This is a genomic window from Haloferax volcanii DS2 (assembly GCF_000025685.1).
Taxonomy (GTDB): Archaea; Halobacteriota; Halobacteria; order Halobacteriales; family Haloferacaceae; genus Haloferax; species Haloferax volcanii.
Map to the genome: position 1 here is coordinate 229856 of NC_013966.1, position 26475 is coordinate 256330.

Consider the following 26475-nt stretch of genomic DNA (forward strand, 5'->3'; position numbering starts at 1 on the left):
TGATACACGCCGACGCGACCCGACCGAATCGCGGGTCGATTTACGGAGCCGCCGAATCGGCCGGTGAATCGGCTTATTTCGGCCGGTTCGGTCGGACTGGACATCTCGAACGCGTCGCCCGGAATCGCTGCTGTCGACGACAACGGACGCAGTGCGAAGACCGCCGGTCGGCCCGCAGTCTATGACCATCGAAATCGTCGAGTTCGACGAGCGCGACCGCGACGAGTGGGACACGTACGTCAGTCGGTCGAGTCAGGCGAGCCTCTTTCACCAGTACGAGGCGCTTCGGCTCCAAGCGAACTACTCGAACTCGAAGCTCCACCTGCTCGTCGGCTACAAGACCGAGGAGCCGGTCGGCCTGTTCCCCGTCTTCGAGATTCGAAAGGGGCTGGTCAAGACGGCGTTCTCGCCGCCGCCGCACATCGGCGTCCCCTACCTCGGGCCCGTGATGCTCGACGCCGGCAACATCAAGAGCCGGAAGTTCGAGCGCCGCCGCAACCAGTTCATCGACGGCTGTACCGAGTGGCTGGGCGAACACATCGGCCCGAGCTACACGCACGTCCGCGTCGGTGACTACTACACCGACATGCGGACGTTCCTGTGGGGCGGCTGCGACGTGTCGCCGAAGTACACCTACAACGTCGACCTGACCCGCGGCGAAGAGGACCTCCTCATGTCGTTCAGCCGGAGCGCCCGCCGGAACATCCGCGACGGTCGAAAGCTCGTCTCGGGTATCGAGGAGGGCGACCGCGACGACATCTGTTCGATTCTCACGCTGGTCAAGAACCGCTACGAGGAACAGGATTTGTCGTTCGACGTGCCGCCGCAGTTCGTCATGGACCTGTACGACTCGCTCCCGAAAGGCCAAGTTCGGCCCTACGTCTTCCGGTACGACGGGGCGTTCGTGAGCGGAATCGTCGTCCTCCAGAACGGGGACACGCTCTACCGCTGGCTCGGCGGCGTCCGCCCCCAGTTCGATTTCGGCATCGACGTCAACGACCTGCTGGACTGGCGCATCATGCGCGACGGCATGGACGACGGGATGCGCCGCTACGACCTCGTCGGCGCGAACAACCGCCGACTCAACCGCTACAAGAGCAAGTACAACCCCGAACTCGTCACGTTCTACCAGATAGAACACGGCGCGCTCCCGGTCAGAACCATCGCGCACCTGTACAAGAGCCGCCTCGGCCCCGGCATCGAGATGCTGTCCCGGGGAAACGGGACGAGCCTCCCGTCGCGGCTCGTCTCGGGGTTCCTCCACCGATGACGACCCGCTCGACGAGCCGACCGACGCACCGACCGACGCGTCAACCCACGCACCGACCGACGACCACCCACCCACACGACCACGACCTATGTCACAACTCCGTATCGAACCCCTGAGCCTCGACGAGTGGGGAGCCGCGCTCCCCGCGTCGGGCACCGAAGTCTTCCACACCCCCGCGGTGCTCGCCGCCATCGACGAGCACTTCGACGGCGAAATGCACCTGTTCGGCGTCTTCAAGGGCCAAGAGCCGGTCGCGCTGTTCCCGACGTTCGTCCGCCGAAACCCCCTCGGACGGGTCGTCGTCTCGCCGCCGCCGTCGATGGCGATTCCGTACATCGGCCCGGTGATGATGCCGAACAGCCCGAAACAGAGCGCCTACGAGTCGGTGAACCGCGAGTTCGCCGACCTCGTGGTCGAGGAGCTCGGCATCCGCTCGAACCGGACGTTCGTCCGCCTGCTCTGTTCGCCGGCGTACCTCGACCCCCGCCCGTTCGAGTGGACCGGCTTCGCGGTCAAACCCTCGTTTACCTACCGGCTCGACCTCGGCGGGCGCTCGCTCGACGAGATACAGGCCCAGTTCAGCAGCAGCCTCCGCCGCGAGATTCGGCAGGCGCGCGAACTCGACATCACCATCGCGGACGAGGGACTCGACGGCGCTCGCGTCGTCTACGACGACGTGGTCTCGCGGTACGACGAGCAGGACGAACCGTTCGGGATGCCGTGGGAGTTCGTCGAGTCGCTAGTCGAGAACCTCGGCGACCGGTGTCGGGTGTACGTCGCCCGCGACCCAGGCGGCGAGTATCTCAGCGGGATGATTGTCACCTTCTCCGACGAGGTGGGCTACTTCTGGCTCGGCGGTGCGCGGGGAGAGTACGACGGCGTCAGCATCAACAGCCTGCTGCACTGGACCATCATCGAGGACATCGTCGAAGACGAGGCGCTCGCGTCGGTCACGAAGTACGACCTCGTCGGCGCGAACACGGAGCGGCTCTGCAACTACAAATCCAAGTTCGGCGGCGAACTCGTCCCGTACTACGTCGTCGAGTCGACCGGCGTCGGGATGAACCTCGCAAAGCGGACCTACCAGCTCCTGTACAAGGGGTCGGAGCGAATCGCCACGAAGTGAGTCGTCGGGGTCACACGACGCACCGCAGCGCCCGCGAGACGCGGGCGACCGCGCTCACGCCATCTGCTGTGTTTGGATGACGTGCCAGATGTTCTCGGCGTCGTCGGTGATGCCGTACACCCGCCCTTTTCGGCGCTGTTCCGGGACGAGCAGTTCCACGAGCGAGCGGTCTCTGAGTTCCTGTAACGCCCGCGAGACGTGGGCGACCGCGCTCTCGGAGTCGGTGGCGATTTGCGTCGGCGTCGCCGGCCCCTCCGAGAGTCTATCGAGAACGGAGACGCGGTAGCGAGAGCTGATGACGAAGCCCACGTCGTCCCACGGCACGTCGTCGGTTCCACCGACGGAGCTCACGCAACGCCCACCTCGCTTAGGGCGGCGGGGCGTTCGGCGGTCGTGACAGCCAACGGGGACGGGACCGCCGACCGTGACAGAGACGAAACTACCGAAAACAGACGAGTTAACGGAACGTTAACCGCGATGTCGGCGGGTGCCCGGCGTGCCGGCCGCATCGGTTCGGTGCGCATTCGTTCGTTAGTACGAACTTAATTACATAAAGTCGTCGTTTGGATTATATTCGGCTATTCCTGAGTGTCTCGAGTTTATGGATGTCACGCTGACAGGAGTTCGGTCGAGTGCCCGTCGGCGTGGAGGAGGCTCGGCGGTCGACGGCGACGCGGCGATGCAGCGGCACGGCGATGCAGGCGACGCGCGGGAGGACGCGGCCTCGGCTCAGAATCCGGAATAGCTACGGCGACCGGCGGAAATGCACGACTCGATGACCGACACCTCGTCTTCGCTTCGAATCCTCCTCACCAACGACGACGGCATCGACGCGCCCGGCATCGCCGCCATGCGCGAGGAACTCACCGCCGTCGGCGACGTGACCGTCGTCGCGCCCGCCGAGAACCAAAGCGGCGTCGGCCGCGCCCGCAACGAACACGCGGTCCGCCGCGACCACCCGTGGGGGTACGCTCTCGAAGGAACCCCCGCGGACTGCGTCGCCTACGCCCTTCGCGGCCTCGACGCCGACTTCGATATCGTCGTCTCCGGTATCAACGACGGCCCGAACGCGGGCAACTACGTCGTCGGCCGGTCGGGAACCGTCGGCGCGGGCGTCGAGGCCGCGTTCCTCGGGACGCCCGCCGTCGCCGTCTCCAGCTACCACGCCAGGGACTTCTTCTGTCACCCGCCCGAGGAGTACGACTTCTCCCGTCCCGCACGGGTCGCCCGTGCCCTGACCGAGCGCGTCTTCGGGACCGACGTGTTCGACGAAGTCGACCTCCTGAACGTCAACGCCCCGGCGGACGTGCCGAGCCCCCGAATGCGCGTGACCCGCCCCTTCGCGGACTACGACCAGCAGGTCGACCACGACCCGGACGCCGGCGCGCTTCCGGACGGCGACCGCGAACACGACCTCGACGACGACGAGGTGTACGTCCGGTTACAGGACATTTCGTGGCCGGACTCCGTCGGCTTCGAGAACCCGTTCCCGCTCGACGACGAACACCGCGACCGCTATCCGGTCGGGAGCGACCGCCGCGCGATGGTCGACGGCGAAGTGAGCGTCTCGCCCCTCGCGGTCCACCACGGCCACGCGACGGACCCGCGGCTGGCGAGCATAGTCGAGAGCCTCTCCGAACAGGTGGAGTAGCGCGGAAGTCAGCCGGAAGCGACGACGCTACGACCGCGCCAACTGCCCGGTCTGCGAGAGGTACGCGGCGAGGTCCGACGTGGCAATCATCCCGATGACGCCCTCCTCCTCGTCGACGACGGGCATGTGGTGAAAGCCGTGTTCGGTCATCGACTCCGCGACGGAGAGGATGGAGTCCTGCGCGCCCGCGGTAATCACGTCCGTGGTCATGTACCGCTCGACGGTCGTCTGCGCTTTCGGCTGGCTCTTGGCGACGATGTCGACGAAGTCCGTCGTCGTCAGGATGCCTTCGAGCCGGTTGTCCTCGTCGACGACGATGACCGAACTGATGTTGTTGTCGAGAATCAACTGCGCCGCGTCTTCGACGAGCGTGTCTGGCGTGACCGTGTGGAGGGTCGTGGACATGAGTCTCGCGACGAATACGTCTTCCATGGTAATTGCTGACAGACAGGGCGGATAAATGTTGGCTTCGCGTACAGTTTCGTGGGGAGGTACATCGGGATGACGACCGCGGGCCCCGGCCGCGACTGCCCCCGCCGCGGGGCTTAATTCCCCGGCGACGTAACCGAGGCTATGGGAAGCACACAGACTGCGACGTTCGGCGGCGGCTGTTTCTGGTGCGTCGAAGCCGCGTTCAAGGAACTCGACGGCATCAGCGAGGTCACCTCTGGCTACGCCGGCGGCGAGACGGAGAACCCGAGCTACGAGCAGGTCTGTTCGGGGAGCACCGGCCACGCCGAGGTCGTGCAGGTCGACTACGACCCCGCGGTCGTCGGCTACGACGAACTGCTCGACGTGTTCTTCGCGGTCCACGACCCGACCCAACTCAACCGACAGGGGCCGGACGTGGGGACGCAGTACCGCTCTATCGTCCTGTTCCACGACGACGAACAAAAGCGACAGGCGTCGGCCTACATCGATGCGCTCGACGAGGAGTACGACGACGAGGTGGTCACGGAGTTAGTTCCGCTCGAGACCTTCTACGAGGCGGAGGAACACCACCAGGACTACTTCGAGAAGGTAAGCACGGCTGACGGAAATACTAACGACGCCTACTGTCAGTTCAACGTCGTCCCGAAGATAGAGAAGGTCCGGGAGAAGTTCGCGGACAAGGTGAAGGCGGAGGCGGAGCCGGACGCCTGACCCTGCTGGAGGCCGGTCCGCTCGTCGTCACCCCCCCGGGTTAGGTGGTCGGGAGCGCCCGGGCAGTCGTAGTGAGCCGCGCCTCCGTAGCGAACGGGAGCGCCAGCCCCGCGAGAGGCCGGCCCTCATCCTGCCGGAAGCCGTTGGCGAGGTCATCCGCCAGCCCACGGAGCGCGTCCGGCTCCATCTCTGCCAGCCGGGCAAGAGCGCGGAAGCCCTCCCGGTGGTACTCCCGGACGCCAGGGTAGGCGTCCACGTCCTCCCCGTCTACCGCCGCCACGGACCACTCCGTCGGGGAGAGCGAGAGCGTCCGCACGTCTACCTGCGGCGGCTTCCCCGGCGGCGCGTCCAGGAGGTCCGCCCAGTCTGCCCGGAGGTCCTCCCGGGCCATCACCCGCTCCTCGCCGCCGTAGACGACGTGGAGGTGGGCCACGAGGTCCCTCTGTGGTTCGAGGACCGCCAGGTAGTCCGGGACGTGCCCGGGTCGTGGCCGGTCCGCCCGGGAGTACCGGAAGCGGGAGTGGAGGTCGTCCAGCGCCTCCCGTAGCGTCTCCACGGAGCCGTAGACGGACGGGACGCACTCCCGCGGGAGTGTGAGCGTCACCCACGAGGCCACGTCGTACCGAGTTGTGAGCGCGTCCGCCGCCGTCTCGAACCGCTCCCGCGTTCCCGCCGCCTTCTCTGGAGCCGTGAAGCGGTCCCCCGCCGGGAGGCCGTCCCGGTCCGGGAGGTGAAGCGTCTTCGCCTCCCCCTCCGCCGTGAGCATCGTCTCCGCGTGGTCCGCCAGGAGGTGAAGCAGGAGGGACCGCTGGCCGTCCGTCTCCACCCTCCGGACCGACCGGAGAACCGACGCGGCCCGGTCCCGCGGGAGCCGGTCCCAGCGGTCCGTCGCGTCAGGGGCGCTCCCGGGCGTTCCGGAATTACGAATGCTACGTATCAAGGCGACGGCTTTCCCGGTGGGGCGTACCCACAGCAAATCGCCGGACGGCTTCCGGGTGTCGAAGAAATCGCCGTACCGCTGGATGAAGCGGTACGCCCGTCCGTACTCGGGGCCGCCGGAGGCCCATCCGTCCCCGTAGACTTCGGTCAGGAGGGCGTGGAACGGGATGCCCTCCGGCGTCACGTCCGGGTGTAGTACGGCGGTTTTCAGGAGAAGCGACTTCTCCATCGCGTTCGGTTCGTCCGCCCACGGGACCGGCGCGTCCCGGAGCGGGACGAAGGGAGCGGCCCCCTTCTCCCCGGGACTTTTTGGCGACCCCTCCGGAGCGGCGTAGCCCCCGCGGTCCGAACCTTCATTTCCGAGCGTCCCGTCACCCGACACGACGACCACCTCCCGCCCGGAGCGTGCCGTCGTCCTCTACCTCAGCGGTGATGGCGGGCGCTGGGACCCCCGTCGTCCTCGGTTTCACCGGCACCGTCACTCTCCACGAGCGGCGGCTTCGGCGTCGAGGAGCGCCCGTGCCACCCAGGAGACGGGGAGGTCACTGCGCGCCAGGTCCTCCAGGTCGTCCCGGTGGTCCCGGACCGCGGAGAGGTCCCGCCCGGAGATGGGTCTGTTCGTACGTCCGTTGCGGTCGTTGGAGTCCGTGTTCTGGCTCATGGCTCATGGTCCCAGCATGGTCGATGCCATTGGCCCTCGGACTCTGGTGTCGTCTGTCTCTTACGGGCGCTCTGGTCCGTAGAGCGTCCCGTAAGCGATTAGGTCCCGGCGGGAGAAGGATGGAGTGTCGAGGTCCGGGTCCTTCTCCGGTCCCGCCTTTCGCTAATCACAGAGTAGTTACTACGCTAATCCCTTAAATCTGCGGAGTACGGGGCTTCTACCTCCTGAATAGGGCTAACTCAGACTAATTAGCGGAACGTGTCCGGCGAGCAGGCGGGACAGTCGCGTTCTCCCTTCAGCACAGGGGCGAGGTTCTTCGGCCACGTCTCCCCGCAGGAGCCACACCGGACGGGGCCGTTGTCCATCAGTCCCCCTCCGCCGAGTCGTCGTCTCCGTCCTGTGCGTCGGCCAGGAACGCCTCCGCCTCGAAGCCGGCCTCTCTCCCGGCGTCGGGGAGGCCGAGCGTGTGAGCGGCGTCCTCGGCGCTCTCGTCGTCCGCTACCACGACCGGAGCCGAGTGGTCCAGCGCGGCGGCCTCCTCGACGTACTCCCGGGCCTCCGCGGGGAGGTCGAAGGCGTCCAGAGAGACGCCCACGAGGAGTTTCGCGTCTCCCGGCGGCCCGTCCGCGTCCCCCGGACGGTCCTGCTCCCGGTACTGCCGGATGGCCCGCTCCACGTCTCTACGAGTCGGTCCGGCCATCTACTTCACCCGAAACGGGCTTTCGCTCTCCCGTTCTTCCTGTTCTAAGGCTTCGATACGCTCCAAGAGGTCCTCTAAGTCGCTCTGCCGACGCCACTCTTCGAGGTCGAGGAAGGTCTGCGCCGCCTTCCGGTACTCCTCGTCCTCCAGCAGTTCCCGGGCGCACCGCCACAGGAACGCCTCTCCCTCCAGCGTGGCCGCGTCATCGTCCGCGGCCTCGTTGAGGTATGACCCGAGACGCTGTACGTCTTTCCGGACCTGTTCGCGGCTCACGTCGTAGCGTCGTCCGTAGGCGGCGTAGTTCAGGAGCCGAGGGCTTCCCGCCTCCTCGATGAGGGAGAGCAACTCGGCGCGTCTCTCCCGGTACGAGTATTCCGCCGGGTCCTTAGCGTCCGGGACCTCGACAGCGCGGTAGTCTTCCGTCATGTCAAGCGTAGTCAACCCTCCGCGGACGGACCAGCGCCGCTCTCGTCGGCGCTACGACTGTCTCCGTCCGTCTCTGTTGCTGTTGACAGGCGTAGGTCCCCGGGGCCGTACCGCTCCGGGAGCGAGAGGTCCGCGGGACCGACCGGCTCCCGGACCAGCTCCCCGCCGAGCGTCGGCTCTGCGTCGGCCTCGTGGTCGCCGGCTCCGTCCTCCGGGGGAAGCGTCTCGTCGGTCACGGGACGGCCCTCAGGCAGGCGTGCCGTCCTCTCCGGCGTCCTCGTTCTCCAGCGCGGCGAGGGACGCGAGCGCCCGGCGGCGGGCCTGGTTCCCGTCGTCGTCCAGGTCCCGGCTGTCCGGCATGGCTCCCCGGAGGAACGTGGCGAACTCCGAGAGCGGGTCCGAGAGGTCCCCGCCGTCCTCGACGTACTGCTCTACGGCGTCCTTGGCCGCCTCCGCGACGGCCTCCTGCCGCTCCAGTTCGTCCTCGATGGACTCCAGGAGGTCCACGGCGTTCGCGCTCTTGCTCAGGTCCGCGTCCGCCGCGGCCTCCCGGAGGACCTGCTTCGCGCTCGGCGTCGGGCCGTCGATGGCCGCCAGCCGGTCCCGGATGTCCTCCAGGAGCCGGAGGCGCTTCTCCTCGGTCGTGAGGGACGCCTCCTCGATGTCCGCCCGGGAGAGCGAGAGGCTGACCCGCTCCTCGTCTCCCTTCGCTACGTCCGTCCCGGTCGGGTCCCAGTCGTCCAGGGCGTCCTCCAGCGTCTCCTGGGCCGACTTCTCCACGTCCTCTCCCGCTCCGAGGATGCCGTCGAAGCCGGAGCCGGGGCCGTCGGCGTCCCGGTCCTCCGCCGGGGAGCGTGGCGCGTCGTGGTCGTCGTGGACCTTCCCGGATGTCCGGCCCTTCGCTCGGCGGTATTCTCTGTACGTCCGCGGGGAGTCGTCCGCGTCCTCCCCGTTCGTGCCGTCGTCGGAGTCGTGCGGCATGGACGGTCGTAGGTGAGCCAGCGGCTTAGTTTCCTATGTAAGCATACTGAGTTTGTTTGGCGCAAATACCCTACGTAGTCGGGTGATTCAGTATCAGAAGTCGGGTAGGTCCCGGTAAACTGAAGCCGCTCCGGACGGTACGACGAGACGGGCCGGTCCTCTCGCTCGGAGCGGCCTGAAGACGGACACGCGCCTCTCGTAGGCTCATGTGTTACACCGTCGTCGGTGTTCTCCACCCGGGTCGGCGGCTTCCCGCCGGCCCGGGCGTACTCAGGAGTACGATACAATATCCGAACTCTTCGATATAATGTCAGCAACGCCTAACGACACTATACGTCGAGCGTCTGCTGGCCTTCCAACTCGAACGTCAGATAGTCCGATTCGACCCCTTCCCAGGACATATCTAAGGTATCCTGAATATCGACGGTCTCCATCACCGCTCGAACAATACGACAGAACTTCCGAATATCACTACTCGAAAGAGTCTCACCGATACGGTTCTGAATCCACTTCTTCACGACTGGCCTATCACCAATCTCGTACTCCCACACATCCGCCGGAACTGGGGCGAAGTACTGGTCAGAATTGATATACAGCCGCTCTTCTTCCTCATCGTAGTGCCGGTAGTACTCGCCAGTATTCTCCGAAACCTCATTCTCACCATCACCATCTTCCTCAGTGTGAAGCTGCACGCCCGGCGACTCCAAATCAGGGTGGTCGAGTAAGTGTAACTGCACCAAATTCGCGCCCAGGGACTCGTACTTCCGGAAGAGTGCTTCGTCCTCAGGGAACGGAATTTTCGGGAAGTCCGTCTCCATGAACTCCGAGTACTTCAGACGGTACGTCCGCGTGTACAACACAGCATACGTGTAGTTGAACACTTCCTCAGGCGTTACCTCGTCGCTGTAGACCTCAGAAAGCTGGGAGACGATACGCGGATTCACGTTCGTCTGTCGAGATGTGTTTTGGAGTTTTGAGGACGTTTCATCCGGCGCGTTCGGGTACAGATACAGCGGGAACTGGTAATTCACCTCCTTCGTAGACATCCCATGGTGCGTCATCAGTCCATCCGTCACGAACGCGTGGTCGAACGGCGTTCGTTCCGTTCGCCGCGGCACTGAGAGGCTGATGTTGTCGCTCGCTAGCATATGTTTCGACAATCGCCCAGCACGGCGATGTACTGCGACGTGTTCGTCGTAGACGGTGTATTCCTTGTCGAACGGAGACGTCTGGATTTGAACGATTTTATCCTCCCAGTTTGTGGTTTCCAGATGTTCTTTCGCGTCGCTGTAGAGCCACTGGTCTTGGCTACACAGATTGAAGTACTCGCGCGCTTCGCTTTCTGTGTCTGTAGCAAGTAGCTGTCTGACTTTCTGTTTCTGGCGTTCCGGGGTGAGTGAGATAGCGAATTCGTTGTGCGTGGTTACGATACCGGGTGCGGGGTCGCCGTATTCTGAGAAAATTTGTGGCACTTTCACCCAGTCGTGATAGGAACTTGCGAGTTCCTCGTCCCGAGGTACGAAGAGGTAGTGCGGCTCACGCGGAGTCACCTCTTCCCACTCGATATCGTTCATGTCGTTGCCGCTCAGTGCTTCGTACTTCTCCTCTCTCGTTCCCCACAGGTCGCTGTGGTAGATATCAGCGTATTCGCCGTCATCCACGTTGTCGGTTTTTACAAAGATACTGATGGCGACACCCTGTTGGATGTCGAACACGTTCTCGTCAGTACCGCCTTCCGGGGGTTCCTCCAGCCTGTTCGAGTTCCCGTGTAGGTCAAGCACGTAAATTTCGTCGAACTCCAACAGCAACTGCTCACGCATCCCCATGAACGTCGGATTGTCGATGTACGCATGATTCGTGATGTACCCCAGCGTACCTTCAGCGGCGTCAGCGAGTTTCCACTGTGCCCAGCGGATGAACTTCACATAGTCGTCGTGCAGCCACTTCGCCTGCCCACGCTTCTGTAACTCCGGATATCCCTCTTTGTAGTCCTCGACGAGGGATTCAATCCACTCCCCCTGATTTTCTGAGTGCCCTGAGTATGGCGGATTCCCTAAAATAGCCAAAATTGGGGTGTCCTCCTTCACTTCGTGGGCCATCTCCGCTTCCTCGGCGAGCGACGCCGCGAACGGCAGGTGCGTCTGTTCCGCTTCCTCTGGCTCTAACGTATTAGTCAGGAATAACTTCACGCGGTCATCGTCGTCGAGTTCATAGCCCTGTTCTTCGAACAGAATCGCCATTTTCAGATGGCCGATAGTGTACGCCGCGACGAGTAGCTCGAACGAATAGAAGTCCTTCAAGACGTGGTCGGACAGCAGTGCTGACACCCCACCACGACCGTATTTCTCCGCGTACTCCTCGACCGCCAGTCGCGTCGCCGCAGCTGTGAACGTCATCGTACCTGCGGCAGGGTCAAGAATAGTAACATCTTCGTCCGCAAGACCGTCTCCGCGCCCAAGGTCGGTTTTCAGCACAGAGTTCACTGACTTCGTAATCCACTCTACCACCGGCTCTGGCGTGTAGTACACGCCTTTCTGCTGGCGAGTTTCCGGGTCGTACTCTTCGAGGAACGTCTCGTAGAAGTGAACAAGCGGTGTGGATTCGGCTCTATCCGCGTAGAACTCGCTCAGAATATCGTCTACGTTCGTACCGGAGAGTACGTCTGCGACGTCATCAACAATCCATTCGATTTCTGTTGGCGGGTCGGACGTGGAGATGAAGTCAAAGATATCTTTCAGAATACCGATAGTGGACGGGATAGCGTCGGCAGCATCAGTGCGGCTGAACTCGCCTGATACCCGCGTTCGAGCGGTGAGTAAACCGTACGTGATGGTTTGGCTGTAGATATCAGCGAACTCTCGCCGGCATGCGTTCTAGTTTAGTAGCGATCAAAGCCGAACTCACCTCGTTCAACCTGCTCACGTAACCGTTGCCTGTGTGGATTTGGATTACGCGACGCCCACAGCAACAGCTCGTCCAAATCCGGCAGTTCGTAGCCCAACTCGATCATGAGATACAACTGGATTAGATGACCGTGGCGTTCCACGGCGAGCGAACAGCGACGCCGAGGGAGCCGCGACGCCGACGAGTCGGCGTCTGCGGCGGCTTCGCCCTCTCGCTGTCTTGCCTCGAGCGACCGTAACTCATCCACGATTACACGACTCATCATCAACGAAATTGCGGCCATGATGATCAGCGCCTCGATGATGTAGCCGTCGGTCGTCTTGATCTCGTCCAAGCCGAACCGCGACTTCAACTCCTTGAACAGCAGTTCGACCTCCCAGCGCGCCCGATAGAGCTGCGCGATATCGGGCGCGCTGTAGCTTTCTCTCGCCAGATTCGTCAGATACAGATGGTACTCTTCGCTCTCCTTGTTACGCAGGCCGACCAATCGGAACGACCGGGTCGCGCTGGCGCCCGACCCTCGTTTGCGCTCGAATGAAAGCGTGATGCGTACGTCGATTTCCTGTCGCTGCAGGTCCTCAAGGACGGCCTGCAGCGACTCTCCTTCCAGCGGAATGCTGTTGCCTCGCCACGTTCGCAGTTCTTCGACGATCTCGAAGTTCGCGTTGTCCTTCACCCGGGAGACGAACCACCCGCCGTTCTGGTCGATTCGGTCGAACAACCAGAAGTCGTAGAAGCCTAAATCGAGCAAGATGAGGGCGTCAGCTACCCACTCGCCGGTGGGTAGCTGACTCCGTTCATGAGTCGTCCCATCGGTTGTCCGGAATCGTGTCGGGAGCCCAGTCGAGAGAGATTCGGTGAGGTGAAGTTTCAGTTCGGCTTGATGGTCGCCGGTTGCTGTGTAGATATCAGCGGCGTCCTGGTACAGCGAAACGATGGTTGCGTCAGCAATGAGGACGTCTCGAAAGCGTTCGAGACGGCCGTTCAAATCTTCTCGTCCGGTATCGAGATTCTCGATTGCGTCATCGAGAATCTCTCGAAGGAGTGCAACGAATCCTGGTTCGAACCAGTCGTGGAACGATGCGTAGGAGAGTTCGTCACAGTCAGCCATCTCGACGTAGCGTTCGAGAAATGCTTGGAGAGAGCGGTCTGAGCCAGCAGCGAAGCCAAACGAGAGTGTGTAGAACAGCGCAACGATGTCGAATTTCCGCTCTCGTTGGACGAGATTCGTTGCGCGAGCGCGCTCGCGCAACTCATCAGAGGGAAACGCTCTTTGAATCCGGTCAACTATGACCGAATCCGGTGGGCTGTAGGTCATACTTCCCACCGGGTTTCTCAATCAGGTAGTTGCGACGATATCAAATCAACAGACAGCAACTGGATTCTTCGTTAAACTAGAACGGATGGTTGCATCACTCTTCTCCCTCGTCGGTGTCGCGAGCGGCGGTCCAGCCTCGATGGAAGACCGCGAGTTGGAGAATCGAATCGAATGCCTCGTCGCTTGGCTCGTGGACGAGGACGCGTTCGTCGGGGATGGGAGTGACGACGTCGTCGTCGACGAGGTCATTGACCAGAGAATGGGCTCCCCTCTCGTCGATATCCGCTACCACCACGCGGGCAGCATCTTGATCCTGTGCGACGAGTTCCGCTTCAAACCGTTCGTGGTCGGCTGATGCATCGTCGAGTGCGTCTGTACCGGGCATGGGAATCACGTCGGCGCGTATTGACGCCCCTCGGCCTCTCAGGCGCGGACAAACTGTTCTATATCATTCGTGTTGGACACCGCTAACGCAGTGTCGCTCCCCTCTTCGATCCCAGAGTGACAGCTGGACGCTATCAACGAACGTCTACAGAAGAGCGATGTCTGAAAATGCAAGTAAATGTTATATATCCTGAATGAAACAAGATTAACTGGTGACAGGATGTCTGAGAAAAGAAGAAAGTTGACTCGAATGGGTCGGCGTAGGTTCCTGAATACTCTCAGCAGTTTGGGCGTAGGAGGCGCAGCGATTTCGTTCATGTCCCAGGATGCGTTTGCAGGGCTGTGTTGAATCGCCATACGGCGTAGGTTTTTCACTGTTTCACGGCACGCTTAATGTTGTAAACGACACACATCAGAGCTATTTCCCGGAACTCACGGAACCAAGTACGCGCTCGCACGGCGAAGCCGAGCGAGCGCTTGACCGCCGAGTTCACGGTCTCAGACATAGAGCGCTGATTGTAGCGCTGTTCGTCGATTCTGGCGTTGTGCGCGTGATCATAGGGAGCGAAGATGCGATGTTTGATGAGTGGGCGAATCCCGAGGTTACGAAGGGATTCGCGGAGCGATTTCTTGTCGTATCCCTTGTCGGCGGCAAGAGACCGCAGATCGCCCGCGTTCCGGCGGGCGATCTGCTCGGCAAGGTCGGCGTCACTTCCTTTCCGGTTCGTCGAACAGTGTACGTCAAGAACGGCTTGAGAGTCTGTATCGACGAGCTTCGTCACTTTGAGCTTCTGGACGCGGTAGCTTGTTCGCTGGCAGTAGTGACGGCTCGCAGCTGATCGTTCGTAGAACGTGGCGTCGATTGCACCGTGTTTCGAGGGGTCGTGCAGCTGCGCCGACTGGCGCAGCAGCACTCGGCAGACGCTCATGCTGATCCGGTCGAACGCTTTACACAACGTGGATGGCGAGGGGAGATCGGCCGTGTCGAGGCCGATCTCCCCGGTTATTTGTGGCATCTCCTTCAGTAGGTCAATCGTCATCCGGTAGGACGTGTTGAGGTAAATCCGTAGACAATGGAGGGAAACGAGCGCGTAGTCAGCGAATCCGCCGCCACCTTGTGGGGCGGCGGATTCGTCTCCATCACCAGTAACTCTTTGAGAAATCGGGACAATCTCGCTAGTGAAGCGAGAGATTTGCGTCATGTACATTCGCAGTCTCCCGCTTCAATTCCTTTGATTTAGCGACCCATCCCGACGCTGTCTAGTGATTCAACAGAGCCGTTTGCAGAGTTAGATGTGAACCTCGACGACGAAGTCCCTCGCCTTGGTAGACTAGTCCATACGAACCACGACGCAGTGGTAAACCAAGCAGTAAAACCAAATCGAGAGCCCAAATACTACAAGATCAGCCGAGAGAAATGGGCTATCGTTGAGAGTGCTCATGATGTACGCAAACAAGTAGAAGAACAACTTTCATCACTCCCAGTTCCGGTACGAGTGGGAGTAACGACTGATACCTCCGGCCATCGTCGACGGAAGGTGGTCTCCGTTCAATACCTTATTCAGGAAACATCAAGTGGAGACGAGATTCGCCCCGACATGGCGTTCACTCAGTTTGAAGATCATCTCCCAGCCTCGGCTACCGGTGTCGCTGGTAGAGGAACCGAGGAAGAACGTGCAGTTGAAGATATCCCGGTGAAGGCAGAGAAGGTAACTGTTAAGCCGGACTTCCCCTGCGATACTGATCCAGACACCCAGTACTACGACACGGAATACTTCCCTGATATCCCCGGTGGATGTTATTATATACCTGAGTCGGGATACTGTACGACTGGAACGCCTGCACACGACGACTTGAATGACGAGTTGGTAATCGTTGGTGCAGGTCACTGCCTAGACGAAGGGGTTGATAAGTGTTACCAGAACGACGAAGTTGAAGAAGACCGCTTTGGCACCCCGGACGACACTCGTGTTGATCCGGGATTGCCGGTTGATGCTGGTGTGATACAGATGCGGAACGGTGCGAACGTTGATTACAGTCTCGCCGAGAATACGGATTCTGCGCCGTATGGACCAAACGTATTCGGGATCATCTCGGGTACCAAGATCAAAGACCGTGAAGGCGATACGAGCTGGGAGGTGAAAAAGCAGGGTGCTAATACAGGCATCTGCTCTGGTCATGTGACGTATGCATACGGTTCTACGTTCGACACCGATGCAATTAGTCGCGGTGGGGACTCTGGTGGACCCCACTACAGAGAAGACGATTATGGACGACCACTTATCGCTGGAATCAATTACGGACACCGAACTGATGGTAGCGATGACGCCATTGGTACATTAATGTCTGCTATTGAATCACAGTTTAATGTGACTGTCTAATATCCAGTAACTAAAATCGATACTTAACCCACCGGAGTGCCTTTTATTATATGAGACAGATATCGTGTATGAACCGACGAAAGTTACTACTGTCACTCGGAGCAACTTCACTAGCATTCCCCGGCTGTCTTGGGAAGCAGACGTTAAACGGAACTGACGATGAATCATCTTCAGACCCAAATAATACGTCCAAATCAATGTGTGACGATTTAAACCGACTTCAAATTACGTGTGAGGGCCCAGAGAATTCGGCGTTCGATCTTTCGATTCCTCGCTCTCCTAGTTCGATCGGTGAGGAACTTCAAGTCCAGATGACGAATAGCACCGAGAAAACGAAGTATTCCGGAAACCGTTTTAAGTACGATATCCAAAAAAAGACAGACCAAAGGTGGCAATCGATATTCTGGGTCCATGCCAGACCAGCGTGGTCGGACGAAGCGGTAGAGCATAAACCAGGTGCCGGATTTACTTGGGAATTTGAGTTTACTCAAGGAGGGCTCTCACGGCAAAACGACACGAATCCAGATTACTATGTCTGTAATTCCCTGTCAGAAGGCAGATATCGGTTTGTTTACTTCGGTTACGATACTCGTTGTATCGCCGCCGAGTTCATGATTTGAACCCAGCATCTTTCCAAATATTCTCACACAGTCATACCTGTCCACTCATGAGGTATGATGCAGTCTATGGAGTTTCCAAGAAACAACTTCGGACGACTGTTTCGTTCGTTCTCACATCGAAATCAACCGAGCCAACAATCCTCTCGAGATGGAGGTACGTTGACGCGTATTGACGCGCCTCGGCCTCTCAGGTGCGGACAAACTACTCGCTGCCACGTTGTTAACCAACACTGAGGAGGGCCATGGTTCTGTGTTGGTTAACCTTCGGCGGAGTGATAAAACCGTTCGCGATACAGGCTCACCTTTGGGACATCCCTTACTCACTCCACAGGGCCGCTATCCGGTCTTCAATTTCGTCGAGGACGAGCCGAAGCACGTCGCGATGGTCGGTCGGCCACGAAGCGTCGTCGCCGGGGGTGGGGGCAGTCGGCGGGGAGTCAGAAGAATTCTGTTGGCTTACTCGTCTTCGAGTGCGGCGTATATCTCTGCGTGGCGGCGTCCGTCAAGTTTCCCCATCTCAAGGGCGATCGCATGACGTTCCTCGTCGCTATCGGCCGCCTGATACCGTTCGTATAATCGGCGAACTTCTTCATCGACCGTCGCCGAGGAATCGGTGCTGGACGCCATCTCTGTGTCGAACATACTCTGTGTGTCCCTTTATCAGTTGCGACGAGCGCACGCTCGGAAGTAGATCACTGCGGTCTCAGTGTCGACGGCGGATTCATCGGTCGCAAAGCGGTGCAGTAAGGCGCGAATTTCGTCACCGTAGTCGAACGTGTACCCGTTCAGCATGTAGAAGACGACTACCGTTCGGAGCGCCGTTCGCTTGTTCCCGTCGACGAACGGATGATCCGCAACAAGAAGCCGCATCAGATGTACCGCTTTTTCATGCAGTGTCTGTGGAACCTCCCCAAAGTATCCTTCAGAGACGTACTGCACTGCAGATTCGATTGCATCCTCCGATCGAATTCCGGGTTCTGTGGCGTCGCCCTCGTCAACGATCTGCTCGTGGAGATCGAGAATGAGCTCGACCGAAGGATACGCGACGTCGTCAGTCACAATTGCGACTCTCTCGCGCTAGCCAATAGTCGTTTCTTCCGTGTTGTAACACTCGACGTCCGTCATTTCTCTTGGCAGTCGCTACGGGCGCGTTGCTGACGGGCACGTTCGTAGCGTGTTCGCTCGTTCCGAGCGGTCGCCCAGTCGCCGAGGTCACCGTACACGTCATCGATCGTCCGGTCGTCGCTCGATTGGGCAGCGGCGACGGCGTCGACGGCCGCTGGCGTCGGAGCACCATACGTGTCCTCGTACCCCTCGATCCGCGAGCTCAGTTCCCGAACGCGCTGCTGGAGGTCTTCGACGGAGTGGTCGGCCGCGAGTTGGTTGATTCGCCGCCACTCGAAGTAGGCGTCGTTGCGCTCGTACGTGGCCGGATGGCTATTGTGGCGCGTGACGATACCGAGTTCACTGAACCAGCCCAGATATTTCCGAGCCGTTTTCGGGTCACAGTCGGCGGCGTTGGCGATAGCGCTTGCTGTCGTCGGCTCGCGAGTCTGGAGAACCGTCCCGTAGATGCGTTGCTCAACGTCGTCGCCACGAAACGCATCCTCGAAAGAGGGCGGGCCATCTGGAGACTCGCTGTTGGACATACTCGTTCTTGCGCGGCACAGGATATAGTTCTTACTTCGAGGAATAGTTTCCTGTCTTTGTGCGGGGTGGAATTCACCAACTTACCACAATCTTAACCAACGTGCGTTATTCTCTTGTGCTATTGTTGGTTAAGGCGTCAGTCCTGAACTCAAAGCTCCCGAACGGGCACCACCTGGAACTTGTCGGGGCCACCAACGACGCCATTCTGACCCACATCACTGCCCAGTGACGACCGCTGTGTGAGTCGGTTGACCAACTCCTCACGAACCGCTTCACGGCTGACTGTCGTTTCGTGCCAGCCGAGACGCTCGTCGAAATGCCGCTTCTGGAACCGTTGCCCGACGTCGTCGACAGCAATGAACTGTGTCCGCTTTACGCCCGCAACACTCGTTGAGACGAACTCGGCTCCGACATCTCCGTGAGTGAGTTCGACGAGTACATGCTCGACAACTGAGACGATGCCAGTCGGACTTCTGCCGTGCGGGAGCGTCAGTTCGAGATCTGTCCACGGTTCGTCGCTCGGTTGTTCAGTATGCTCGCTATGAAGTCGTAATCGCTGTTGCTCGTAGTCGGAAGACATGGTTGTTGAGTAGGTGCCTACGACAGCCCCCTCACCCCTCTCGGGGGTGACAAACTCCACCGCGGATCGCACCCTCATCTAATGAGTGGATTCTGATATGTTTACGAGAGACGCTCGTCGTTTGATGGCCCTTCGGCCGGAGAGAGCCAGCGGCGTTTGCACCCGTGTACCCTAGCCTTCCTTTGGATGATTTTGGAGGTGCAGAGAGAGTTGAAACGCCCTTAGATTTAGCAAGAGGTCCGTCGGGCAGTTTTCAGGCGTTACTAATGTCCTCGACGGGTTCCGAAAGATGGTGATTCAGCGAGATTGTGCTTGACGAGGTGTTGAAAGCCCCGTATTCGGGAGGGTTGGAGTCAAATTAGAATCAAGCCCTAGCAGAACTGACCGACCCCAGCTGATGAGTTGCGAGACTATCCTTCCAGCACGATACCCATTCTTGCCCGAATTGGTCGACTGAAAGCCTGAAAAGTGCATGACGGGTTTTCAATCTCCGTCACATCGCTGTCCGCTGAGAATAGTAATCTAACTGATGGTTGGCTATCTGCGTCAGAACTCGTTTCCGTTACCCTCCGCTCCACTTAGTTGGTCATACATCTCGTCTGGGAATGGGAGACTTCCCCAGATCGAGTAGGGGCACTGCTCCTGGCCGATGCAGTACCGCTGCATATCGTCGTTGTCACAGTTCATCGGAAGCGGGGTGTCGCCTCCAATGGTGTTCGAGAACTCGTAGCGAATCTGGTAATCGGTGACCTGTTCGTCGTACCAGGGCCACCGCGAGAAGACGTCCTTGAGGTCTGCGACAATCGTCTCGAGGTCACTATCCTGGTACTGGGGAAGCCACATCACCATCCGGGCGAAGTTGTACAGGTCCTTTCGGACAGGCTTCTTCTCGTGGAGGCGCTCGGCCATATTCGCCATACAGGGAAGCTCGAACAGGTCTTCGATTGCCTCGACGTCGATGGACTGGACGCCACGAGAAGACTCCTGAATCCGATAGTGGTTCGTATTTCCGTGCTCTCGAATGGTCAGACTCCGGTGGTCGCGCTGGGATGCGAGAAGGTTCCCGAGACTTCGAGGACTCGAGATGCGATTACATACGTCTCGCTTCCAGCCTGCTTCCGGGTCGTAGGACTCCACTGCTTCAAACAGCTCCTTCGCCGAGTGGAACTCCCCCAGTGAGACGACCTCGTCTGGAGCGTCTCGAATCGCATCCCGGAGTACACGGATGGTCCGTTCACCGGGGTTCCAATCTCGCCAGATCCGTTCGTGGTGTCCCGTCTCGATGAAGCGGTCGATACGCTCTGTGATGGCTGACTCATTCGTCGTTAGGTTTGTCGGTCGTCAAGAGAACGACGTGATCCGCCTGCTCTGTATCGAGTACCTGAGCAGCAAGCTCCACGAGTGCCGTGTCCGCTTTCTCGGTGATATCTTCGTCACGGCCAGTCTCGTTAGCGATAAACCGGCGGGCTTCGTCCATCACCGTCGAGACAAGCGGGTTGGTGTAGTCAAGTTCGTCGGCAACCACGATCCAGCCCTCCTCGAATCCATCGGGATAGGGAATATTTCCCGAGGGATACGCGTCCGCTGCCGGATCGCCACCGAGTTCTTCGTAGACGCGTTGGGGGACACGCAATGAGACACCAGCCTGTTAGAGTGCTCGACGGAGCCGTTGAAATTTGTCTTTGTCGGGCCCACCACACCGAACGAAGACACCGGTATCGGCGATATACACCGTCGTCATGCACCGGAATCGGCGTACTCAGTGGCAACTGGTTCCAGCGCCTGGAGAATGATCTCGGCTTCAAGCGGTGAAAGGTCAAGTTCCCGGGACGCAATCCGATGATTGACCGTACCGTCGACGTACTCGGAAGCGTACTCGAGGGCGACAGCAAGCCCGTCGAGACCATGTCGCTCGATGTAGATGTCGATATCTTCGTCCTGGTCGCGGCGGGCAACAGCGGCGATAAGTGCTGGTGTGATTGTTTGGGTTTCACCGTCTGTCGAGAGCGTAAGTGCGATGGACTCGGCATCGTATTCGTACGGGCGCTGCTCACGGACTTTCTCTACTAACCCAGCTGTTTCGAGGTTCTGCATATAGTCGTAAGCAGTTCCCTGTGGGATATCGAGTTCGTCGACCAACTCGGACACGGTGACCGGTCCGTGTTGTAAGGTATGGGCATACAGCCGAGCAAGTGTGGGTGTGTCGAGGAGGTTGGCCACCGTCTGAAGCTGCTGAATCGGTGGGCGGCCTGACCGTGGAGGTGACTGCGCCATCTTACTTACGAATTATCCATAATTCGTGATAAGACATTCGGGGAAGGACCAAACTCACAATCGATTTGCCACTCGCCGAGAGGCAGTCGCTCGCTGCGGTTCTACAGGCGGAGAAGGCCGAGTGCCTCGGGGCTTGACCCCGAAGCAGTTCACGCGGAGCAACACGAAGAACTCTGGACAGAGTTCGTTGAGGAGGCTGTCGAACGCGCAGACTATCCGGAGCTGAAGGAAACGCCAGGTCGATTGAAAACAGCGTTCGCTGAAAAGATTCGGAACCTCAACTAAACGGTTCTGTTAGTCTTGGAGCGTGGCGACTGCTCGGCCTGTTTCCTCGGCCTCTTCGCTGCGCGACATGTTGTACGTCGCGAGTGCTTCGTCAACCGCTTCATCAAGACTCATTGGTCAATCTAATCTTGATTCTTCTGTCGTATAAATACTTGCCTGGCTAAAACGTCAGCCCTCTCGGTGGGAAGATCACAACCCAAACCACGCACAATCTGCTCGCTTTTCAAACTCAGTACCTCACAAAGCATCCTCGCCTAGCTGTCTCTGAAGCCTGAATTCTGTGGCCGAGCGGTTGCATTGGCGGTCTCGACGACAGAATCATGGACGGATCGGCGGAGAGCCGTCGCTGTCGGCGGCGGCTGCCGCCGACGCGACAGCGTCGCCACTCCCACTGTTGGCTAGCCCGGTCGGGAGTTACCGGTGGAACCGGTCGTCTGGTGGTCGGTTCGCGGGGACGGCCCGACGCACCGCGAGGGCCGTCCACGCTGCTCGACGGACCATATTGATGAACTCCTTGAACGACCACTCCCAGAGGCGACGCCCCCCACGGCGGGGCGTCGCCACGTACTCCCAGTGCAAATACCGCCAGACGTTCTGTAACAGCAGGCTCACCACGACGTACAACAGCCGTACGACCGGATTTTGTGTCGAGGTCGTCGCGATACTTTGCTCGGAGAGTCGATAGCTTGCCTCGATACCGAAGCGTTTCGCGTAGTGGTATCGAGCGTCCCGTGGTGAGTCGATGAACGGCGCGTCAGCGGCGTAGCCGTGACGCGCCACGCCATGTTCGTCGTACCGTCCGTTCTGGTAGGTACAGTCGATGTAGACGGGAAACTCGACGGTCCAGCTGTGACCGTCGAGTTTCGCTGTCAGACTGTGCTGAATCACGCGACTCCACCCTTCTGAGAGTTCTCGCTTGATCGTCCGTCCCCAGCGGACGATCGGCATGACGTAGGCGTGGTTGTGCGCCTGAAGCAGCGTCAAACACTTGCTGTCGTAGAATTCGCGGTCAAGATAGACGGCCTTGACACCGAGGTCAAGGCCGTCGAGAATACCGAGGAACTCTGCGAGGACACTGCTGGCGGTGTCGCCGTCTTCGAGACGGCGCACCGCCAGCGTGTAGCGTTTGTTCTTCACGCGTGCGTACAGTGTCGCGTACGCGTGAAACGCGGTGGTTCCACGCTTCGCTTGTGAGTGATACAGGCCGTCTGTATCGTCTTCGTCGCCGTAGTAGGGCCGCAGGTGGAGGTCTGCGCAGACCTCCACCTGCTGGGGAAGGACGTCGAGAACGTCTTTCTGGAGGAGCGTGTTCCCGATTTGTTCGAGCGTCTCGAGGTCGAACTTGGTGCGGAGATGGTAGAGAACCGAGTTTTCGTGAGGTGCATCTTCGCTTCTCTTGCAGAGTGTAGAGACCGAGGTCCCGTCGGCGCAGGCGCCGACGAGGACCTCGTAGATGTCTTCAGCATCGAGTTCAGCGTTTTCAGCGAGTGAGAGAGCAACTTCCTCGTCAAGAGAGTTGACGAGGAAGTTAAGGAGCTGGTCCTCGTGGATTTCATCGTCTGTTTGCTGGTTGTTGGACACATCTTCAGCAAGCAGACCTTCTAACTAAACGGCTTTGTGAGGTACTGAAACTGGACCAAGCAGACAGTAGCTCTCGTGTTGTACACACCGGTTCGTTGTTAGTGATCCCAACTGGACCCGTGGGGCTTGTCAGTAGACTCGAGCCGTCGTAACGAAGGGCGGCAGCGCAATCGCAGTTCAGGTATCAACCCGAGTGCCTCGGAGCTTGACCCCGAGGTGGTTCACTCTGTACCAGAGTCTGCATCTTCAGACTCATCGAGATCAGGGAGATTTGCATCCCAGTCCGGATTCTCGTCGTAGTAGTCGCCCTCAAACTGCTCGCTCACGGCAGCCAAGCCAATCAAGCTCGCAGTATGTGCATCGTAGGCGTCGGGATTGATCGCCCAATACTCGCCCTTGTGACGCACAAACCCCTGGTTATGGAGTCTGCTGAGCGTCGTTCCAACACTTCCTCGTGGGATGTCGAGCGCCTCAACAATCTCACCCGCTCGATAGCCTGTTTCTGGAGTCGCTGCGAGGAAGCGAAGAATGGTCCGTCCATTCGTATTCGGTCCTGGAAGATCCGATGGCTGGTAGTTTTCGAAATCAACGGGCATATGTAACAGTATGTAACGGAAAGTAATAGACTTGCCGGAGTAGTTGTTCCAAAGTACTCTTTGGACGCTGGAACGTCTCGATCGACGCGTTCTCCCAATAGAAGTGCGATGAATCTGAGGTCGTTGAGGGATACTAGTTTTTACTGGCAAAAGTGGTGTGTCTGACAGAGTATCCGCAGAGTGGCGAGTTATCTAGCGAGGGACTGTTGAAAGCCAGAGACGGCACAGTATCCGCATCAATGGGCGTTGTCAGGGGGGAGTCGCCTACTCTTGGCCTAAAGTTCTCTGCGAGTTTCTCGGGGAGATTCAAGATGCAGCGGAACTCAATTTCACAGAACGGTTGGGCTGCTCTGCCTGTAGAAATGCACTGGAATACCAATAGGAATCATCTCCACCACAAACCATGACTAGAAACACACTCACCGTCCGTGTCGAATCGAACGACGAGTTCTTCGACCGTGCACTTGAAGCCGCAGCGAAAGCCGACGCTGGTGAACTGACTGATGACCACACTGGCGTCTCACTTCCAGACGAGGCTGCACTTGCACGTGTTCTGAGCGAAAAGATCTCGAACTGATCCGGACTACTGCCCGCGAAGAACCGAAGAGTCTCCGCGAACTCGCACGACTCGTTAATCGTGACATCAAGAACGTCTCGACCGCGGTCAACGACCTCGCAGAACTCGGACTTGTCGAATTTGAACAGGATGGCCGATCAAAGCGGCCGGTCGTCTGGTACAGCGACATCCACGTTGAGTACGACCTTGGCGTTGAGGCGGATGATACCGAGGTCGCTGCACAGAATTAGCTTGACTACTGCTGTTCTGGACGGGGTGCGTTCTCGTACTTGACCATCTTCTCGGGCTTGTCGGAGATAGTCTCGTAGATTTGCTGGAGCGTCTCCTCAGCGGCGAGCAGATTGTGTTCCTCAAGGAATGTTCGACCGTCCTCAGTCAGGCCGTAGAACTTCCAAGGATAGCCTTGTCGGCGCTGGTCGTCGTCAAGTGCGACTTCTTTGACGATGCCGGCGTCGATCAACTTCTGGATGTGCTTGTAGACGGTGGCATCGCTGACGCTGGGGTTGAACTCCTCAAGTTCGTACATTGAAGGCAGCTGCTTGGGGTGCTGGAGGATGTTATTGACGAGCGCGAACCGCGTCTGCTGGGTGACGAAATGGATGAGTTCACGGGACCTCTCTCCACCAGCGGTTCCCAGATCGGTACTCATACATCACAGTTCGCACTCTGACGCAAAGTAGTTTACCCTTGGGTAAATCACTCTGGGATAAACCAAAATGAATCTGAATGGGTGACTTAGTTGATGTGTCCGGAGAACTCCCGTGACGAGGAACGGAATCGCCATTCTCGACCGAATTACTACTGTGTGAGTGCCGGGTCACTATCGGTTCCAAATCACGTCTTCATAGCGGCTGTTGATGGGTGCTGGTTTTACTGGCAAGAGTGGTGTGTCTGATAGGGTAATTGAAGATAGCCTATTTCAGAATAGCCTATTCTGTATTTGGTTATTCGGCATGATTAACTTCTTGCGAGAATATATGTGGTTCATGGAACGCTTTGTGGATCGGGAAATCGAATTATCTCGGCTGCGAGAGTCCTACGCGTCCGACAGCCCAGAGATGATTGTTATCTTTGGACGGCGTCGCCTCGGAAAGACACAACTCGTTCAACACTCACTCACGCAGCGAGATGATGCCGTCGTATACCAAGCGACGCAGACGACACCACAGGTGCAACTCGACGAATTCGTTGACGTCGCTTCAGGTTCCTTCCCTGGAATCGAACACATCAAACAGAATTGGGAGTCACTACTCGGATATCTTGTCGAACAAGGCGGAATTGTCGTACTCGACGAATTTCCATATCTCATCGACGCCGACAAGAGCATCCCTTCGGTGATTCAGCGATTGTGGGACCAACGCCTCCAGAACACGAGTGGAACACTCATCCTCGTTGGATCATCGATTAGCATGATGGAGGAAGCAACCCTGTTAGGAAACAGCCCACTTTACGGGCGATTCACCGAGAAAATCGATCTCCGACAACTCGGATTTGCTGCTGCCCAGGAGTTCTTCCCGGACAGCTACAAGCCTGAAGACCGAATTTTTGCATGGGGCATCTTCGGTGGTGTTCCATACTATCTCGATGGCATTGACCTTGAGCACGACCTTGGAACCGTGATTTCTGACTCCCTCCTCTCACAGCGGGGATATCTCCATAACGAACCGGAGTACGTCCTCCGAACTGAGTTAACTGAGCCGAATCGATACTTTGCGATTCTCAAGGCCATCGCTGCAGGGAATACCACGTCAAACGAGATTGCACAGATGGTTGGGATCGACGGAAAACAGATTTCGACCTACACCCAGAAGCTAGAGCGCCTTCGGCTCATCGAACGTGAAGTCCCACTCACAGAAGAGAAAGCTCGCTCTCGCCGTGGCCGGTACCGTATTCTCGACCCGCTATTTCGGTTTTGGTTCCGATTTGTCTACGGGAACGAAGATCGATACGAGCGATTGGGCGACGAAGCGTATGAGGCAGTCATCGAGCCTGAGCTCCCTGACTTCGTGAGTTCACAGTTTGAAGTCCTCTGCCAGGATGCGCTTCCTGGATTGTACCCGGATAAAACGTTCTTAGATATCGGCCGGTGGTGGTACAAAGAACACGAAGTCGACGTCGTCGGTTTCACTACGGAGGGAACGATGGTCGTCGGCGAGTGTAAATTCACGAACGCCCCGCTCGACTATAGTGCGCTTGCGTCACTCGAAGAACACACAGAAGAGATCAGATGGACCCCTGACAGTGGCGGAGATATCGACAAAGAGTATGCACTGTTTACTCGGAGCGGGGCGACCCAAACTGTCCGAGAAGCAGTTGCAAAGCGGGATAACTTGCAGTTGTTTGGGTTAAATGATATAACCAACAACGTGTGACTCACAGCTCTTGGAAGTCTGAGGTGCAAACATCCCGATGGTTCACCAATTATTCT

Annotated in this window: 26 protein-coding genes and 3 pseudogenes; 7 read left to right on the top strand and 22 right to left on the bottom strand. The window is 58.9% G+C overall.

All coding sequences use genetic code 11. The features are described 5' to 3' along the window. Positions 1-181: 181 nt before the first annotated feature. Both HVO_RS02845 and HVO_RS02850 read left to right on the top strand, forming a co-directional pair. Positions 182-1270, top strand: coding sequence for a lipid II:glycine glycyltransferase FemX (locus HVO_RS02845; protein WP_004043144.1), 1089 nt, complete (start codon positions 182-184; stop codon positions 1268-1270). Between the two features lie 88 nt (positions 1271-1358). Continuing rightward, positions 1359-2396 (top strand): lipid II:glycine glycyltransferase FemX, encoded by a 1038-nt coding sequence (locus HVO_RS02850; RefSeq protein ID WP_004043145.1) that lies wholly within the window; start codon positions 1359-1361, stop codon positions 2394-2396. Between the two features lie 54 nt (positions 2397-2450). Here HVO_RS02850 and HVO_RS02855 read toward each other — a convergent pair whose 3' ends face one another. Further along, positions 2451-2747: a winged helix-turn-helix domain-containing protein gene (locus HVO_RS02855; protein ID WP_004043146.1), complete on the bottom strand. Its 297-nt coding sequence runs from the start codon at positions 2745-2747 to the stop codon at positions 2451-2453. Between the two features lie 424 nt (positions 2748-3171). Between HVO_RS02855 and surE the strand changes: the two genes are divergently transcribed. Further along, complete coding sequence (gene surE, locus HVO_RS02860) at positions 3172-4047, top strand: 5'/3'-nucleotidase SurE (protein WP_049914843.1); 876 nt, start codon at positions 3172-3174, stop codon at positions 4045-4047. A 27-nt stretch (positions 4048-4074) separates the two neighbouring features. Here the strand turns inward: surE and HVO_RS02865 are convergent, their stop codons facing one another. After that, the gene (locus HVO_RS02865; protein WP_004043148.1) at positions 4075-4479 is read right to left on the bottom strand and encodes a CBS domain-containing protein; all 405 of its coding nucleotides are present in this window, start codon (positions 4477-4479) and stop codon (positions 4075-4077) included. A 141-nt stretch (positions 4480-4620) separates the two neighbouring features. Here HVO_RS02865 and msrA point away from each other — a divergent pair, with 141 nt between their 5' ends. Beyond that, a complete protein-coding gene (msrA, locus tag HVO_RS02870) occupies positions 4621-5190 on the top strand; it encodes a peptide-methionine (S)-S-oxide reductase MsrA (RefSeq protein ID WP_004043149.1) in 570 nt (189 codons plus the stop codon). Between the two features lie 40 nt (positions 5191-5230). Here msrA and HVO_RS02875 read toward each other — a convergent pair whose 3' ends face one another. The 10 genes from HVO_RS02875 to HVO_RS02920 form a co-directional block, all read right to left on the bottom strand. Then, entirely contained in the window at positions 5231-6511 is a 1281-nt protein-coding gene (locus HVO_RS02875; protein WP_215490484.1) for a hypothetical protein, read from the bottom strand. Positions 6512-6607: 96 nt separating this feature from the next. Further along, positions 6608-6790, bottom strand: a complete 183-nt coding sequence (locus tag HVO_RS02880) for a hypothetical protein (protein ID WP_004043151.1) — start codon at positions 6788-6790, stop codon at positions 6608-6610. 364 nt (positions 6791-7154) lie between these two features. Next, positions 7155-7490, bottom strand: a complete 336-nt coding sequence (locus HVO_RS02885) for a hypothetical protein (RefSeq protein WP_218623781.1) — start codon at positions 7488-7490, stop codon at positions 7155-7157. Further along, complete coding sequence (locus HVO_RS02890) at positions 7491-7916, bottom strand: hypothetical protein (protein WP_004043153.1); 426 nt, start codon at positions 7914-7916, stop codon at positions 7491-7493. It lies immediately after the preceding gene. 11 nt (positions 7917-7927) lie between these two features. Beyond that, entirely contained in the window at positions 7928-8152 is a 225-nt protein-coding gene (locus HVO_RS02895) for a hypothetical protein (RefSeq protein ID WP_004043154.1), read from the bottom strand. A gap of 10 nt (positions 8153-8162) precedes the next feature. Continuing rightward, the gene (locus tag HVO_RS02900; protein ID WP_004043155.1) at positions 8163-8897 is read right to left on the bottom strand and encodes a hypothetical protein; all 735 of its coding nucleotides are present in this window, start codon (positions 8895-8897) and stop codon (positions 8163-8165) included. Between the two features lie 329 nt (positions 8898-9226). After that, positions 9227-11743, bottom strand: coding sequence for a type ISP restriction/modification enzyme (locus tag HVO_RS02905; protein WP_144064023.1), 2517 nt, complete (start codon positions 11741-11743; stop codon positions 9227-9229). A 32-nt stretch (positions 11744-11775) separates the two neighbouring features. Then, positions 11776-13128, bottom strand: coding sequence for an IS4-like element ISHvo11 family transposase (locus HVO_RS02910; protein WP_013035119.1), 1353 nt, complete (start codon positions 13126-13128; stop codon positions 11776-11778). A gap of 85 nt (positions 13129-13213) precedes the next feature. After that, the gene (locus HVO_RS20760; protein WP_013035190.1) at positions 13214-13504 is read right to left on the bottom strand and encodes a hypothetical protein; all 291 of its coding nucleotides are present in this window, start codon (positions 13502-13504) and stop codon (positions 13214-13216) included. A gap of 370 nt (positions 13505-13874) precedes the next feature. Further along, positions 13875-14705 carry an IS5-like element ISHvo3 family transposase gene (locus tag HVO_RS02920; protein ID WP_004043159.1) on the bottom strand — a complete coding sequence of 277 codons (831 nt, stop codon included), beginning with the start codon at positions 14703-14705 and terminating at the stop codon, positions 13875-13877. Between the two features lie 93 nt (positions 14706-14798). Here HVO_RS02920 and HVO_RS19855 point away from each other — a divergent pair, with 93 nt between their 5' ends. Beyond that, entirely contained in the window at positions 14799-15884 is a 1086-nt protein-coding gene (locus tag HVO_RS19855) for a chymotrypsin family serine protease (RefSeq protein ID WP_144064024.1), read from the top strand. Positions 15885-16960: 1076 nt separating this feature from the next. Here HVO_RS19855 and HVO_RS02930 read toward each other — a convergent pair. From HVO_RS02930 to HVO_RS02965, 9 genes and pseudogenes are all read right to left on the bottom strand, one after another. Further along, positions 16961-17146 carry a hypothetical protein gene (locus HVO_RS02930; protein ID WP_004043160.1) on the bottom strand — a complete coding sequence of 62 codons (186 nt, stop codon included), beginning with the start codon at positions 17144-17146 and terminating at the stop codon, positions 16961-16963. Positions 17147-17164: 18 nt separating this feature from the next. Beyond that, on the bottom strand, positions 17165-17563 hold the full coding sequence (locus HVO_RS02935) for a type II toxin-antitoxin system death-on-curing family toxin (protein ID WP_004043161.1): 399 nt from the start codon (positions 17561-17563) through the stop codon (positions 17165-17167). 62 nt (positions 17564-17625) lie between these two features. After that, complete coding sequence (locus tag HVO_RS02940) at positions 17626-18153, bottom strand: DUF7342 family protein (RefSeq protein WP_004043162.1); 528 nt, start codon at positions 18151-18153, stop codon at positions 17626-17628. 149 nt (positions 18154-18302) lie between these two features. Then, positions 18303-18734: a hypothetical protein gene (locus HVO_RS02945; protein WP_013035035.1), complete on the bottom strand. Its 432-nt coding sequence runs from the start codon at positions 18732-18734 to the stop codon at positions 18303-18305. 546 nt (positions 18735-19280) lie between these two features. Then, a pseudogene (locus HVO_RS02950) lies at positions 19281-20069 on the bottom strand (primase-associated protein); the annotation flags it as partial. After that, positions 20062-20475, bottom strand: a pseudogene (locus HVO_RS21520) (hypothetical protein); the annotation flags it as partial. The pseudogenes HVO_RS02950 and HVO_RS21520, both read right to left, overlap by 8 nt. Further along, a complete protein-coding gene (locus HVO_RS02955; protein WP_013035102.1) occupies positions 20472-21008 on the bottom strand; it encodes a winged helix-turn-helix domain-containing protein in 537 nt (178 codons plus the stop codon). The gene HVO_RS02955 and the pseudogene HVO_RS21520, both read right to left, overlap by 4 nt. A 699-nt stretch (positions 21009-21707) precedes the next feature. Then, positions 21708-22874, bottom strand: coding sequence for an ISH3-like element ISH51 family transposase (locus HVO_RS02960; protein ID WP_013035157.1), 1167 nt, complete (start codon positions 22872-22874; stop codon positions 21708-21710). Positions 22875-23095: 221 nt separating this feature from the next. Continuing rightward, complete coding sequence (locus HVO_RS02965; RefSeq protein WP_013035110.1) at positions 23096-23470, bottom strand: MarR family transcriptional regulator; 375 nt, start codon at positions 23468-23470, stop codon at positions 23096-23098. A gap of 403 nt (positions 23471-23873) precedes the next feature. On the opposite strand from HVO_RS02965, the pseudogene HVO_RS21455 reads away from it, so the two are divergent. Then, positions 23874-24277: pseudogene (locus HVO_RS21455) on the top strand (HVO_A0114 family putative DNA-binding protein). 5 nt (positions 24278-24282) lie between these two features. On the opposite strand, the gene HVO_RS02970 reads toward HVO_RS21455, so the two are convergent. Beyond that, positions 24283-24696: a MarR family transcriptional regulator gene (locus HVO_RS02970; protein ID WP_004043169.1), complete on the bottom strand. Its 414-nt coding sequence runs from the start codon at positions 24694-24696 to the stop codon at positions 24283-24285. A gap of 337 nt (positions 24697-25033) precedes the next feature. On the opposite strand from HVO_RS02970, the gene HVO_RS02975 reads away from it, so the two are divergent. Further along, positions 25034-26419, top strand: coding sequence for an ATP-binding protein (locus HVO_RS02975; RefSeq protein WP_013035011.1), 1386 nt, complete (start codon positions 25034-25036; stop codon positions 26417-26419). Positions 26420-26475: the final 56 nt, after the last annotated feature.

What these genes read in the sequence shown, in the direction of transcription:
- HVO_RS02880 (WP_004043151.1), bottom strand. Translation starts at nt 6,790, where the DNA reads ATGAGCCAGAACACGGACTCCAACGACCGCAACGGACGTACGAACAGA.
- HVO_RS02865 (WP_004043148.1), bottom strand. Translation starts at nt 4,479, where the DNA reads ATGGAAGACGTATTCGTCGCGAGACTCATGTCCACGACCCTCCACACG.
- HVO_RS20760 (WP_013035190.1), bottom strand. Translation starts at nt 13,504, where the DNA reads ATGCCCGGTACAGACGCACTCGACGATGCATCAGCCGACCACGAACGG.
- HVO_RS02940 (WP_004043162.1), bottom strand. Translation starts at nt 18,153, where the DNA reads ATGTCCAACAGCGAGTCTCCAGATGGCCCGCCCTCTTTCGAGGATGCG.
- HVO_RS02845 (WP_004043144.1), top strand. Translation starts at nt 182, where the DNA reads ATGACCATCGAAATCGTCGAGTTCGACGAGCGCGACCGCGACGAGTGG.
- msrA (WP_004043149.1), top strand. Translation starts at nt 4,621, where the DNA reads ATGGGAAGCACACAGACTGCGACGTTCGGCGGCGGCTGTTTCTGGTGC.
- HVO_RS02930 (WP_004043160.1), bottom strand. Translation starts at nt 17,146, where the DNA reads ATGTTCGACACAGAGATGGCGTCCAGCACCGATTCCTCGGCGACGGTC.
- HVO_RS02970 (WP_004043169.1), bottom strand. Translation starts at nt 24,696, where the DNA reads ATGAGTACCGATCTGGGAACCGCTGGTGGAGAGAGGTCCCGTGAACTC.
- HVO_RS02885 (WP_218623781.1), bottom strand. Translation starts at nt 7,490, where the DNA reads ATGGCCGGACCGACTCGTAGAGACGTGGAGCGGGCCATCCGGCAGTAC.
- HVO_RS02890 (WP_004043153.1), bottom strand. Translation starts at nt 7,916, where the DNA reads ATGACGGAAGACTACCGCGCTGTCGAGGTCCCGGACGCTAAGGACCCG.
- HVO_RS02945 (WP_013035035.1), bottom strand. Translation starts at nt 18,734, where the DNA reads ATGTCTTCCGACTACGAGCAACAGCGATTACGACTTCATAGCGAGCAT.
- HVO_RS02965 (WP_013035110.1), bottom strand. Translation starts at nt 23,470, where the DNA reads ATGCCCGTTGATTTCGAAAACTACCAGCCATCGGATCTTCCAGGACCG.
- HVO_RS02955 (WP_013035102.1), bottom strand. Translation starts at nt 21,008, where the DNA reads ATGGCGCAGTCACCTCCACGGTCAGGCCGCCCACCGATTCAGCAGCTT.
- surE (WP_049914843.1), top strand. Translation starts at nt 3,172, where the DNA reads ATGACCGACACCTCGTCTTCGCTTCGAATCCTCCTCACCAACGACGAC.
- HVO_RS02900 (WP_004043155.1), bottom strand. Translation starts at nt 8,897, where the DNA reads ATGCCGCACGACTCCGACGACGGCACGAACGGGGAGGACGCGGACGAC.
- HVO_RS02850 (WP_004043145.1), top strand. Translation starts at nt 1,359, where the DNA reads ATGTCACAACTCCGTATCGAACCCCTGAGCCTCGACGAGTGGGGAGCC.
- HVO_RS02920 (WP_004043159.1), bottom strand. Translation starts at nt 14,705, where the DNA reads ATGACGCAAATCTCTCGCTTCACTAGCGAGATTGTCCCGATTTCTCAA.
- HVO_RS02975 (WP_013035011.1), top strand. Translation starts at nt 25,034, where the DNA reads ATGGAACGCTTTGTGGATCGGGAAATCGAATTATCTCGGCTGCGAGAG.